We start from the raw sequence: 13197 nt of genomic DNA on the forward strand, positions 1-13197 counted from the left end.
GGTTGGAAAAGTGTTGCTACTATCTCCAGTCCGAAAGGGCCTTGATTCGTCCGGGAGCGAAATATGAACGTAGAACAACACGACATCGGCGTTTCTCACGTGGCCGCGGCCATCGCAGAACCGGCCCGGACGAAAATCCTCTGTTCGCTGATGGACGGCCACGCCCGCACCAGCACCGAGCTGGCGGCGATTGCCGAAGTCAGCGCCTCCACCGCCAGCGCGCACCTGGCCAAACTCAAGGAACTGGCGTTGGTGCGGCTGCACGTGCAGGGTCGCCATCGCTATTACAGCCTGACGGACAAGCGCGTTGCCCAGGCGCTGGAAGCGTTGATGGTGATCGGCCAGAACGCCGCGCCGACCTTCAATTCGCGCACCCCGGATCGCCTGCAATTCGCCCGCACCTGCTACGACCACATGGCCGGTACGTTGGCGGTGCTGCTGCATGACCGGATGATCGAAGCGGGGTGGTTGCTGGAAACCGATGAGCAGGTTTATCAGCTCAGCGACAGCGGCGAGGCGTTGTTTGAAGGGTTGGGTATCGAGGTCAAGGACCTGAATACGCTGCGTCGCCGCTTCGCCTGTCCGTGCCTGGACTGGAACATGCGTCGGCCGCATTTGGGCGGCTCACTGGGGGCGGCGTTGTTGCAAACGACGATCAAGCGCAAATGGGTGACTCAAGACCTGGACAGCCGCGCGCTGACGTTGACCGCCACGGGGCGAAAGGAGCTCAGCAGCCGGTTCGCCGTTGAACTGCCGGTTCAGGTAACGGCAGCACAACCCGCTTCCACCGAGACCAGGCGCCGAGCGATCGCCAGTTCTGCGCCTTAGCGACTGGCCGAGGCCATCAGTACGCCGAAACCGGCGAAGGTCACGCCCGAGACTTTCGCCGCCAGCCAGGAACCTTTCGGGCTGGATAACCAGCCTTTGGCGGCATTGGCGAGCAAGGCATAGCTGCCATGCACCAGGATCACCAGTACGCCGTAGGAGGCGACCAGCTTGAAAAACTGGCTGGAGAAGTGCGCCGAGGTGTCGATGAATTGCGGGAACACTGCCAAAAAGAAAAACACGGCCTTGGGGTTCAAAAACTGGATCGAAGCCGCTTCAAGGAAGCGATAGCCCCGGCTTGAGGGGCGCGTTTCAAGCCGCGTGCTGAAACCATCCGAGAGCCAGCTTTTGTAACCCAGGTACAGCAAATAGGCGGCCCCTGCGTATTTCAACGCGGTAAAGGCGTTGGCGGAGGTGCTGAGGATCAGGCCAACACTGGTGGCGCTGATGGTGGCGACGACAAATGCCCCCGACGCAATCCCCAGAATGCCCGGCACTGCCCCCGTCCAGCCATGGCGCACCGCGTTGGACAGGGTCAGGACCACGCCAGGCCCTGGACTCAAAATGGTCAGGGTGGCAAACAGTAGAAAGAGTCCGTAGCTGCTCATGTCTTGCTCCGTCAGGTGGCGCTGGCTGCGTGCTGGCAGATTGGCGTGACGAAGAGGGCGTGACAAACGCTTTAAATGCAGCGCATAGGTGACTAAATTAGACGCATGACTAATCAACTACCGCCGCTTAACGCTGTTCGCGCCTTCGCCGTTGCTGCTCGCCATCAGAGTTTCAGCCTGGCGGCCGAAGAGCTGCATGTCAGCCACAGTGCCGTCAGCCGGCACATCAAACTGCTTGAGGAGCACCTGGGTGTGCTGCTGTTCGAGCGGCGTATCCGTCAATCGGTGCTGACGCCGGCCGGTCAGCGCTTTTATGAGCAGGTCAGTGCCGGGCTGGCGCAGATCGCCAACGCCGCTGCTTCGCTCAAGCAACATGCCTCGCTGCCGACCGTGAAGATCAATGTCCGTCCCTCCTTTGCCATGCTTTGGCTGATGCCCAGGCTGGCGGATTTCATTGCGCAGCACCCGGACATCAAACCGCAGGTGATCACCCAAACCCAGGCACCCGATCATGCACGCGACGGATTCGACGTCGTCATTCGCCGGGGTCGTGACGACTGGGCGCCAGCGATTGAGGCGCGAGCCCTCTTCGAAGACGAATTGTTGTTGGTCGCGGCTCCTTTGCTGATCCAGCGCCTGGCCCTTGAAGACCTCGCGTCTCTGAGCCGGCACACGTTACTGACAGCCAAGGCGCGTCGCGAGGACTGGCACAATTGGGCTCTGCACTTTGGTCAAACCCAGTCAGCCACTCAGGCCATGCGGCAGTTTGATCACATGCACCTGGTGCTTGAGGCCGCCGTGCAAGGGCAGGGCATTGCCTTGTGCCCGACCTCTTTGTTGGGCACCCATCTCTCGAGCGGTCGCCTGATCTGCCCGTTGCCCGAGTTGAGGATGCCGCTGCCGCGTTATTACTACGGGGTTGCGCCGGATGTGACGGCGCAGACACGGGTGTTTGTGGAGTGGTTGTTTGCCCGGATCGATGAAGATGCCGGTCAGGTTCAAGACGGTATCTACAGGGATCGCATTTCAATGTAGGAGCTGCCGCAGGTTCGGGCCGCGTTCGGACGATCTTTTGATTTTTGCCCATAAAAAAAGCCCACCCGACGCGTTAACGAGGGGTGGGCTTTTTTAGTGCGTGAAGCGCTGGATCAAACCTTGACGATCCAACCCGCTGGCGCTTCGATGTCGCCGGTCTGTACGCCCGTCAGCTCTTTGTAGAGCTTCTGAGTGACCGGGCCAACGTCGGTTTCGCTGTGGAACACGTGCAGTTTGTCGTTGTAGCTGATGCCGCCGATCGGTGTGATCACCGCAGCAGTACCGCAAGCGCCGGCTTCCTTGAAGTCGGACAGCTTATCGATGAACACGTCGCCTTCGACCACTTCCAGGCCCAGACGCGATTTTGCCAACTCGATCAAGGACAGGCGGGTGATGCCCGGCAGGACCGACGGCGAGTTCGGGGTCACGAACTTGTTGTCGTGGGTGATCCCGAAGAAGTTGGCCGAACCGACTTCTTCGATTTTCGTGTGGGTCATCGGGTCCAGGTAGATGCAGTCGGCGAAGTGGGCTTTCTTGGCCTGGGAACCTGGCATCAGGCTGGCCGCGTAGTTACCACCGACTTTGGCTGCACCGGTGCCTTGTGGGGCGGCGCGGTCGTAGCTGGAGATCAGGAAGTTGTGCGGGGTCAGGCCGCCCTTGAAGTAGGCGCCAACCGGGATGCAGAAAATCGAGAAGATGAACTCGGGGGCGGTGCGCACGCCGATGTTGTCACCCACGCCGATCACGAACGGACGCAGGTACAGCGCGCCGCCGGTGCCGTAAGGCGGGATGAAACGCTCGTTGGCGCGGACCACTTCCTTGCAGGCTTCGACGAACTGCTCGGTGGACACCTGTGGCATCAGCAGGCGTGCGCAGCTGCGTTGCATGCGTGCAGCGTTCTGATCCGGGCGGAACAGGTTGATCGAACCGTCCTTGCAACGATAGGCCTTTAGCCCTTCGAAGCATTGCTGGCCATAGTGAAGGGCAGTGGAGCCTTCGCTGATGTGCAGCACATTGTCTTCGGTCAGGGTGCCTTTGTCCCACTCGCCATTACGCCAGTGCGACAGATAGCGCTTGTCTGTCTTGATATAGTCAAAACCCAACTTGTCCCAATTGATGCTTTCGTTACCCATGACACCCTCTATCACTTAACAACCGCCGAAACGGTTCAAGGCTTCTGACGTTTTTCTGGATGGGGACAACAATACTTCATTCCGGGCCTGTTTCGCAGCCCGCAATTCGATCTCTGCGACCATCGATGCTCCCCGATGTAGCAGCTGTCGAGCAACGCGAGGCAGCGTCCGGCGGCGAAGCCGTCGTATTCCGGCTGACTCGGAATGCCTAAAAGCACGCGGTGGCAGGTTTTGCGACGACTTCGTCGTCGGACGCTGCCTCGCGGTGCTCGTCAGCTGCTACAGGGTTATATGTCCGGTTTTAGAGGTGCAGAGCATGGCCCAATGCACGCAGTGCTGCCTCCTGCACTGCTTCGCCGAGCGTCGGATGCGCGTGGATGGTGCCGGCAATGTCTTCCAGCCGTGCACCCATTTCCAGGCTCTGGCCAAACGCCGTCGACAATTCCGACACGCCCACACCGACCGCCTGCCAGCCCACAATCACATGATTGTCACGCCGCGCCACGACCCGCACGAAGCCGCTTTTCGATTCCAACGTCATCGCCCGACCATTGGCCGCAAACGGGAAGCTGGAAACGATGCAGTCCAGACCCGCCGCCTTGACGTCGTCCGGGGTCTTGCCGACCACCACCAGTTCCGGGTCGGTAAAGCACACGGCGGCGATGGCGGTCGGGTTGAATTCGCGGGATTTACCGCTGATCAGTTCGGCAACCATTTCACCTTGTGCCATGGCCCGGTGCGCGAGCATCGGTTCGCCGCTCAGGTCGCCGATGGCATACACATTGCGCATGCTGGTCTGGCAGCGGTTATCGATCTTGATCGCCGAGCCGTTCATGGCCAGGTTCAAACCTTCGAGGTTCCAGCCTTGGGTGTTCGGTTTGCGACCAACGGCCACCAGCACCTGATCGGTTTCCAGGTTCAGGGTGTCGCCATTCGGGTCAAGCACTTGCAGTGTATTGCTCGCAAAATCAAAGCCTTGGACGCTGTGCTTCAAGTAAAGCTTCATGCCAAGTTTTTTCAGTTCGTCATGTACAGGCTGCGTCAGTTCGGCGTCGTAGGCCGGCAAGATGCGATCCTGAGCTTCGACCACACTGACCTCGGCGCCTAGCTTGCGATAGGCAATCCCCAGCTCCAGACCGATGTAACCGCCACCGACCACGATCAGCCGTTTTGGCACGGACGTCGGCGCCAGGGCTTCGGTGGAGGAGATGATCGGCCCGCCAATCGGCAGCATCGGCAGGTTCACGCTTTTCGAACCGGTGGCCAGCACCAGGTGCTCGCACTGAATCCGCGTGTCGCCGACGTCGGCGGTCTTGCCGTCGATGACCTTGGCCCAGCCTTGAATGACCTGGACTTTGTTCTTTTTCAGCAATGCCGACACGCCGGTGGTCAGGCGATCAACGATGCCGTCCTTCCACTCGACGCTTTTGCCGATGTCGAGGGTCGGCGCCGACACGCTGATGCCCAGCGCCGAGTGCTGGCTGTGGTGTTGCGTCTGGTGAAACTGTTCGGCGACATGGATCAACGCCTTGGACGGAATACAGCCGATGTTCAGGCACGTGCCGCCCAGGGATTCGCCTTCCACCAGAATGGTCGAGATGCCCAACTGACCGGCACGAATCGCCGTCACATAACCGCCAGGGCCGCCGCCGATGATCAGCAGCGTGGTGTTCAAAGTTTTCATGCCTGCTCCACTAATAATCAGTCCACAAACAGGGTGGCGGGTTGTTCGAGCAGGCCACGAACGGCCTGGATGAATTGCGCCGCGTCCATGCCATCGACCACGCGGTGATCGAAGGAGCTGGAGAGGTTCATCATCTTGCGAATCACGATCTGGCTTTTGACGACCATCGGGCGTTCGACGATTTTATTGACGCCCACGATCGCCACTTCCGGCAGGTTCAGCACCGGGGTGCTGACGATCCCGCCCAAGGCGCCGAGGCTGGTCAGGGTGATGGTTGAGCCGGACAGTTCATCGCGGCTGGCCTTGCCATTACGGGCAGCGGTAGCGAGGCGAGAAATTTCCTGAGCGCTGTCCCACAGGCTGCGGGTTTCAGCGTGACGGACCACCGGCACCATCAAACCGATGTCGGCTTGAGTGGCGACGCCCACGTGCACCGCGCCGAGGCGGGTGATGACCTGGGCTTCGTCGTCGTAACGGGCGTTGATTTGCGGGAAGTCGCGAAGTGCAACGACCAGGGCACGGACCAGGAACGGCAGCAAGGTCAGCTTGCCGCGGGTCGCGCCGTGTTTTTCGTTCAGGTGCGCGCGCAGTTCTTCCACGGCGGTGACGTCGATTTCTTCGACGTAGCTGAAGTGAGCGGCGCGCTGAGTGGCGTCCTGCATGCGCTGGGCAATCTTGCGGCGCATGCCGATGACCGGGATTTGTTCTTCGTCGTTACGCTGTGCGTAAGCGGCGGCAACGGTCGATTGCGGCTGCTGACCCTGGGCCAGATAGGCGTCGAGGTCTTCGTGCAGCACCCGACCGGCAGGGCCGGAGCCACGCACCAGACGCAACGGGATGCCAAGGTCCAGCGCATGTTTACGTACAGCTGGAGAGGCCAGCGGACGCTCATCAGCTTCGCGAGCGACCATCGGGCCTTGGCAGACAGTGGCCGGACGCGGGGCTGCAACCGGTTTGCTTTCAACAGCGGCTGCAACTGTCGGCGCCGCAACCGGTGCTTCTTTAACAGGTGCAGGCTGAGCCGACTCTTTAACGTTGCCCGCGCCTTCGACTTCAATGCTGATCAGGATGCTGCCAACCGCCATGACTTCGCCCGGCACACCGCCCAACGCAATCACCTTGCCGTGCACCGGCGAAGGGATATCGACCATCGCCTTGTCGGTCATGACATCGGCCAGTACTTGATCTTCGACGACCATGTCGCCGACTTTGACGTGCCATACCGACAATTCAACTTCTGCAATGCCTTCACCAATGTCCGGCATTTTAATAACGTGCGTGCCCATTCAGACCTCCATAACCCGATGCAAAGCCGCGCCCACTCGGGACGGACCAGGGAAATACGCCCACTCTTGCGCGTGCGGGTAGGGAGTGTCCCAACCGGTGACGCGTTCGATAGGCGCTTCCAGGTAGTGGAAGCAGTGCTCTTGCACCAGGGCGACCAGTTCGGCGCCGAAACCGCAGGTGCGGGTCGCTTCGTGAACGATCACGCAACGGCCGGTTTTCTTCACCGACTTGACGATGGTGTCCAGGTCCAGCGGCCACAGGCTGCGCAGGTCGATGACTTCGGCGTCGATACCGGTTTCTTCAGCCGCCACTTGCGACACGTAAACGGTGGTGCCGTACGTCAGGATGGTTACGTCCTTGCCCGGACGCGCGATGGCGGCCACGTCCAGCGGCACGGTGTAGTAACCGTCAGGGACTTGCGCGGCCGGGTGTTTCGACCACGGGGTTACCGGGCGATCGTGGTGACCGTCGAACGGGCCGTTGTACAGGCGTTTTGGCTCGAGGAAGATCACCGGGTCATCGTTTTCGATGGAGGCGATCAACAAGCCTTTGGCGTCGTAAGGGTTGGACGGCATGACCGTGCGCAAACCGCAGACCTGGGTGAACATCGCTTCGATGCTCTGGCTGTGAGTCTGGCCGCCATAGATGCCGCCGCCGCAAGGCATGCGCAGGGTCATCGGGGCGGTGAACTCGCCGGCCGAGCGATAACGCAGGCGGGCGGCTTCGGAAATGATCTGGTCCGACGCCGGGTAAACGTAATCGGCGAACTGAATCTCGGCCACTGGCCGCAGACCGTAGGCACCCATACCGACGGCGACGCCGACGATGCCGCTTTCGGAGATCGGCGCGTCGAACACCCGGGAGGTGCCGTACTTGTTCTGCAGGCCTTCGGTGCAGCGGAACACGCCGCCGAAATAGCCCACGTCCTGGCCGAAGACCACGACGTTGTCGTCGCGCTCAAGCATCACGTCCATGGCCGAGCGCAGGGCCTGGATCATGGTCATGGTGGTCGTGGTCATGGCGGTTTCCAGCTCAATATTGTTGTTGTGGTCGTTCATGTCAGATCCCCAACTCTTGACGCTGGCGCTTCAAGTGCTCCGGCATCTCTTTGTAGACGTCTTCGAACATCGTCGCGGCGCTTGGAATCTGGCCGCCGGCGAGGGTGCCGTACTGCTCGGCTTCTTTCTGCGCGGCAATGACTTCGGCTTCGAGTTCGGCGCTGACGGCGACGTGTTCCTCTTCGGACCACTGGCCGATTTTCACCAGGTGCTGCTTCAGGCGCGCAATCGGGTCGCCCAACGGGAAGTAGCTCCAGTCGTCGGCAGGACGGTATTTGGACGGATCATCGGACGTCGAGTGTGGGCCGGCGCGGTAGGTGACCCACTCGAGCATGGTCGGGCCGAGGTTGCGGCGCGCACGTTCGGCGGCCCAGGCTGAGGCGGCGTAGACCGCGACAAAATCGTTGCCATCGACCCGAAGGGAGGCAATCCCGCAACCAACGCCACGACCGGCGAACGTAGTGGCTTCACCACCGGCAATCGCCTGGAACGTGGAGATGGCCCACTGGTTGTTGACCACGTTGAGGATCACTGGCGCACGGTAAACGTGGGCGAAGGTGAGGGCGGTGTGGAAGTCGGATTCAGCGGTGGCGCCGTCGCCGATCCAGGCCGAGGCGATTTTGGTGTCGCCCTTGATCGCCGAGGCCATGCCCCAGCCCACACCCTGTACGAACTGAGTGGCGAGGTTGCCGGAAATGGTGAAGAAACCGAAGTCTTTGACTGAATACATGATCGGCAGCTGACGGCCCTTGAGCGGATCGCGCTCGTTGGACAGCAATTGGCAAATCAGGTCCACCAGCGGCACTTCACGCGCCATCAGAATGCTTTGCTGACGGTAGGTGGGGAAGCACATGTCGTCGATGTTCAAGGCCAGGGCCTGGGCGCTGCCGATGGCTTCTTCGCCAAGGCTCTGCATGTAGAACGACATTTTTTTCTGACGCTGGGCGACCACCATACGGTTGTCGAAGATTCGCGTCTTGAGCATGGCGCGCATGCCTTTACGCAGGATCTCGACCGGCACGCCTTCGCCCCATGGACCGAGGGCATTGCCCTGGTCGTCGAGCACGCGAATCAGGCCCTTGGCCAGGTCGGCCGTGTCGGCGGGTTCAACGTCAATTGGGGGTTTGCGCACCGTGCCGGCGTCGGTCAGACGCAGGTAGGAGAAGTCGGTTTTGCAGCCAGGACGGCCCGAGGGTTCGGGAACGTGCAGTTGCAGCGGTTCGTACGCTTGGTTCATGGCTTCTACGCTCGATCTTGTGAATTTCTTGTAGTGAGCTGACCGTCATTCCAGGGGTGATGGAAATCTTGTCCTACAAACATCATAGGCCCGGCGAAGAAGAATATTTCTCTCTGTTTCGTTGCGCTGGCGGTCATTTGAGGATAAAAAATCTGCATAAACATAAAAAACAGGTGGTTTTGTCTCATGCGCAAACTGGACCGTACCGATATCGGCATTTTGAACAGCCTTCAGGAGAACGCGCGCATCACCAACGCCGACCTCGCACGCTCGGTGAACCTGTCGCCGACCCCGTGCTTCAATCGGGTCAAGGCGATGGAAGAATTGGGCCTGATTCGCGAGCAGGTGACCCTGCTGGATGCCGAGCTGCTGGGGCTGCACGTGAATGTGTTCATTCACGTCAGCCTGGAAAAACAGGTGGAGGAGGCGTTGCAGCATTTCGAGGAGGCGATCTCGGATCGCCCGGAAGTGATGGAGTGCTATTTGATGGCCGGCGACCCGGACTATTTGATCCGGGTGCTGGTGCCGACCATTCAGTCGCTGGAGCGCTTCATGATGGATTTCCTCACCAAAGTCCCCGGCGTCGCCAACATCCGTTCGAGCTTTGCACTCAAGCAGGTGCGCTATAAAACGGCGCTGCCGTTGCCGGCGAATGGGTTAACCCTCGCCAACTAAACGCAAATCCCCTGTAGCAGCTGTCGAGCAGCGCGAGGCTGCGACCGCGATCTGTCTGGAAGAATGCTGACGCAGCCTCGCGCTGCTCGACAGCTGCTACACCGTTAGAGCTTGATGATCGTTCCCACGCGTGGGAACGATCGAACGTCAGAGTTTATTCAGAGGGATTTTGAGGTAGGTCACGCCATTGCCTTCGGCCGGCGGCAAATTCCCCGCCCGCACATTCACCTGAATCGCCGGCAGCAACAGCGTCGGCATGCCCAACCCGGCATCGCGCCGCGTACGCATGGCGACGAACGCGGCTTCGTCGATACCGTCATGGATGTGAATGTTGCTTTTGCGTTGCTCGCCCACCGTGCTCATGCACTGAGGTTCGCGGCCTGCGGGTGGATAATCGTGGCAGACATAAAGTCGGACGCCGGCAGGGAAGGCCAGCAGTTTGCGAATCGAAGCGAACATCTGGTTGGCATTGCCGCCGGGGAAGTCGCAGCGCGCGGTGCCGACGTCCGGCATGAACAGCGTATCGCCCACCAGAATCACATCGCTATCGATCAGATAGGCCATGTCCGCGGGCGTGTGGCCGGGAACATGCAACGCCGTGGCCTTGAGGTTGCCGATGCTGAATGATTCGTCCGGCGCGAACAGATGGTCGAACTGCGAACCGTCACTGCGAAATTCCGGTTCAAGGTTGAACAGGGTCTTGAACACGCCCTGAACCTTGCTGATCGACTGACCAATCGCAATCTTCCCGCCCAGTTCCCGACGCAAATACGGTGCGGCGGACAGGTGATCGGCATGGGCGTGGGTTTCCAGCAGCCATTGCACCTGCAGCTGATGTTGGCGAACGAAAGCGATGATCTTGTCGGCCTGGGTGGTGCCGGTTCGCCCGGCGGCGGGGTCGTAGTCGAGCACCGGGTCGACGATCGCGCAGTGTTCGCCATCGTGCTCGTAGATCACGTAGCTGTAGGTCGACGAGGCAGGGTCTAGAAAAGCTTCAATCAAGGCGGGCATGGTGGCCGTTTCTTTCTGGTTAAGCCATGAGGGTAGTTTCATTTTCCCTGCGCTGACCAGCCCCCAGTCAATTCAAACAAGGAAAAAAGCTGCACGGGCTCTATCCTGTCTGTCATCGATACCGGGCGTTCCCGGCTTTTTTTGCAGATCACGAGTGTTTTATGTTGCTGGCGAGTTTTTTTGGCGTGGTGATGGGGTTGGTGCTGGGTTTGACCGGGGCCGGTGGCGGCATTCTTGCGGTGCCGGCGCTGGTATTGGGGTTGGGCTGGACCATGACGCAAGCCGCGCCGGTCGCACTGTTTGCGGTGGGCAGTGCGGCAGCTGTCGGCGCCATTGACGGGTTGCGCCATGGCCTGGTGCGCTACCGCGCGGCGTTGCTGATCGCCCTGTTGGGGGCGATTTTTTCGCCGGTCGGCATCTACGTTGCCCACCAGTTGCCGGAAAAAATCCTGATGATCCTGTTCAGTCTGCTGATGGTCATGGTGGCCTGGCGGATGCTGCGCCGTGAGCGCCAGGAAGAAGGACCCAGCGACCACGGCCACGCCAACTGGGGCCAGAAAAACTGCATGCTCGATCAGCAGACCGGGCGCTTTTCCTGGACCGCCAAGTGCACCGCGACCCTCGCGGCACTGGGCGCGGTGACCGGTGTTGTTTCCGGGCTGCTCGGGGTGGGCGGTGGCTTCCTGATCGTTCCGGCGTTCAAGCAACTGACCGATGTGCAGATGCGCGGAATCGTCGCCACTTCTTTGATGGTCATCAGCCTGATTTCCGCCATTGGCGTGATCGGCGCGTTTCAGGCCGGGGTGCGAATCGACGGTTTGGGTGTGGTGTTTATCGCCGCAAGCATCGTCGGCATGATCATCGGCCGAAAGCTTTGCGCGCGAGTACCGGCTAGGGGTTTGCAGACCGGCTTCGCCAGCATCTGTGTCGTGGTCGCCGCTTACATGCTGTTTAGAGCGGGTGGCTAGCGAGTACCGATTCTTGTGGACGCCAGTCTGTTCCACAGACGTACACCCAAAGTTCCGAGCCTCGTCGACAGACGGTCTTATACCGAATTTGCCGCGCCTAACCTGCTACTCCGAAGCACTTCAAAACTGCCTCCAAGGCAGCGTATGACGCCGCCGGTCAGCTTTCGATAATCGCCTCCGACATCCAGTCCCCCGCTGCGGAGCGCGTCATGCACAACAATAAGAACATCAAGCATCGTTTCTTGCCTGCCTTCATCGCCAGCCTGTCGACCCTCGGTTTGAGCTCGATGGCCCAAGCCGAGATCATGCTGTACGACAAGGACCAGACCACGTTTTCCACCGATGGCTACATCAACGCCTTCTATGTGAACAGCAAAGTGGACCGTGCCGGCGACCAGTTCGACCGGCGACAGGCGCGTGTGAAGATGGGGTTTCTGCCCAACTATCTGGGCTTCAACATGAGCAAGCAGGTCGATGACCTCAAGCTTGGCGCCCGGTCCTCCTTCTGGGTGACCATCAACGACAGCGAAACCAACGGCACCGACACCGCCATCGACGTGCGGCAGTTCTACGGCACGGTGGCCAACCCGGAGTGGGGCGAAGTGTTGATCGGCAAGGACTTCGGCCTGTTTGCCCGTTCCAACATCCTGCTGGATGAAATGCTCGCCGGTTACGGCCAGGTCAGCGATTCCCTGGGGCTGGTGGACGGTGGCGGGGTGTCGTTCGGCAACATCGGCACGGGTTATCCGTATCCGTTCCCGACTTCACAGATCACCTACCGCACGCCGGTGATGGAGGGTTTGCGGGTGGCCGTGGGGATCATGGACCCGGTGGACACCAACGACAGCAGCCCGACAGGCAAGGCTTACCAAGAGAACCCGCGTACCGAAAGCGAGATCACCTATCAGTTCGACCTCGCCGGGGCGAAGATTTACAGCTGGGTCAACGGCAGCTACCAGACGTCGGACAACACCGATTCCACCGTCCAGTCCGTCACCTCCAAAGGCGTCGGCTATGGCGTGCAGGCGAAAATGGGCGGCTTGTCCCTCACCGGCTCCGGCTTCCAGGCCAAGGGCATCAACCCGTTCTTCACCAACAACGCCGGCGAACCGACCCTGCGCAATGTCGACAGTGACGGTTACCTGCTGCAGGGCTCCTACAAACTGGGCAAGAACCGGCTGGCCTTGTCTTACGGCAAGACCAACGACGATGGCAATGGCGTGGTCGGCAGCGGCGCGGACTACGAAACGAGCGGTATTGCGCTGTTCCATGACGTCAACGACAACCTCAAGCTGGTGGCCGAGTACAACCAGTTCGCAATCAACGGCCACGACACCAATGCCCAGGACGAAGACACCGACACCTTTGCGGTGGGGGCGGTGCTGACCTGGTAAGTCCATCGTGCTGAGTGAGCTCTCGAACCATAGCCGCTTTTGAAGCCTAAGCTCGGCTCCGTAGCAGCTGTCGAGCCTGCGAGGCTGCGTCCGGCTGCGCAGCAGTCGCAAAACCTGAGTGCGAGGTTTTCCTAAAACACCGCATTGTCTGATTTCACGACTGCTGCGCAGCCGGACGCAGCCTCGCAGGCTCGACAGCTGCTACGGAGTGTGGATCGCGCCTGAATGGTTATCAGACTCTCATCCCATCGAAGCGGCTACCCGCTACCCAAGTAGCATACG

General features: G+C 60.3%; 12 protein-coding genes. 5 read left to right on the plus strand and 7 right to left on the minus strand.

Annotated elements, in window-relative coordinates:
* The first annotated feature begins 63 nt into the window (after positions 1–63).
* A complete protein-coding gene (locus tag ACYZTW_RS13955; protein WP_462005358.1) occupies positions 64–828 on the plus strand; it encodes an ArsR/SmtB family transcription factor in 765 nt (254 codons plus the stop codon).
* Here ACYZTW_RS13955 and ACYZTW_RS13960 read toward each other — a convergent pair.
* On the minus strand, positions 825–1433 hold the full coding sequence (locus ACYZTW_RS13960; protein WP_462005359.1) for a LysE family translocator: 609 nt from the start codon (positions 1431–1433) through the stop codon (positions 825–827). The genes ACYZTW_RS13955 and ACYZTW_RS13960 overlap by 4 nt on opposite strands.
* 105 nt (positions 1434–1538) lie before the next feature.
* On the opposite strand from ACYZTW_RS13960, the gene ACYZTW_RS13965 reads away from it, so the two are divergent.
* Positions 1539–2468, plus strand: a complete 930-nt coding sequence (locus ACYZTW_RS13965; RefSeq protein WP_462005360.1) for a LysR substrate-binding domain-containing protein — start codon at positions 1539–1541, stop codon at positions 2466–2468.
* A gap of 113 nt (positions 2469–2581) precedes the next feature.
* On the opposite strand, the gene ACYZTW_RS13970 is transcribed toward ACYZTW_RS13965, so the two are convergent.
* The 5 genes from ACYZTW_RS13970 to ACYZTW_RS13990 all read right to left on the minus strand — a co-directional run bounded on the left by ACYZTW_RS13970 (position 2582) and on the right by ACYZTW_RS13990 (position 8867).
* Positions 2582–3601 (minus strand): branched-chain amino acid aminotransferase, encoded by a 1020-nt coding sequence (locus ACYZTW_RS13970; protein WP_462005361.1) that lies wholly within the window; start codon positions 3599–3601, stop codon positions 2582–2584.
* Between the two features lie 301 nt (positions 3602–3902).
* Entirely contained in the window at positions 3903–5285 is a 1383-nt protein-coding gene (lpdA, locus tag ACYZTW_RS13975) for a dihydrolipoyl dehydrogenase (RefSeq protein ID WP_462005362.1), read from the minus strand.
* Positions 5286–5302: 17 nt separating this feature from the next.
* Entirely contained in the window at positions 5303–6571 is a 1269-nt protein-coding gene (locus ACYZTW_RS13980) for a dihydrolipoamide acetyltransferase family protein (RefSeq protein ID WP_462005363.1), read from the minus strand.
* Entirely contained in the window at positions 6572–7630 is a 1059-nt protein-coding gene (locus ACYZTW_RS13985; RefSeq protein ID WP_462005364.1) for an alpha-ketoacid dehydrogenase subunit beta, read from the minus strand.
* Between the two features lies 1 nt (position 7631).
* Positions 7632–8867, minus strand: coding sequence for a thiamine pyrophosphate-dependent enzyme (locus ACYZTW_RS13990; RefSeq protein WP_462005365.1), 1236 nt, complete (start codon positions 8865–8867; stop codon positions 7632–7634).
* A 186-nt stretch (positions 8868–9053) separates the two neighbouring features.
* Between ACYZTW_RS13990 and bkdR the strand changes: the two genes are divergently transcribed.
* Positions 9054–9542, plus strand: a complete 489-nt coding sequence (gene bkdR, locus ACYZTW_RS13995) for a Bkd operon transcriptional regulator BkdR (RefSeq protein WP_007895124.1) — start codon at positions 9054–9056, stop codon at positions 9540–9542.
* Between the two features lie 147 nt (positions 9543–9689).
* On the opposite strand, the gene ACYZTW_RS14000 is transcribed toward bkdR, so the two are convergent.
* Positions 9690–10553, minus strand: a complete 864-nt coding sequence (locus tag ACYZTW_RS14000) for an MBL fold metallo-hydrolase (RefSeq protein ID WP_462005366.1) — start codon at positions 10551–10553, stop codon at positions 9690–9692.
* A gap of 161 nt (positions 10554–10714) precedes the next feature.
* On the opposite strand from ACYZTW_RS14000, the gene ACYZTW_RS14005 reads away from it, so the two are divergent.
* Positions 10715–11521 (plus strand): sulfite exporter TauE/SafE family protein, encoded by an 807-nt coding sequence (locus ACYZTW_RS14005; RefSeq protein WP_462005367.1) that lies wholly within the window; start codon positions 10715–10717, stop codon positions 11519–11521.
* Between the two features lie 209 nt (positions 11522–11730).
* On the plus strand, positions 11731–12915 hold the full coding sequence (locus ACYZTW_RS14010; RefSeq protein ID WP_462005368.1) for a porin: 1185 nt from the start codon (positions 11731–11733) through the stop codon (positions 12913–12915).
* Positions 12916–13197: the final 282 nt, after the last annotated feature.

The sequence above is a fragment of the Pseudomonas sp. LB3P25 genome (assembly GCF_054897985.1).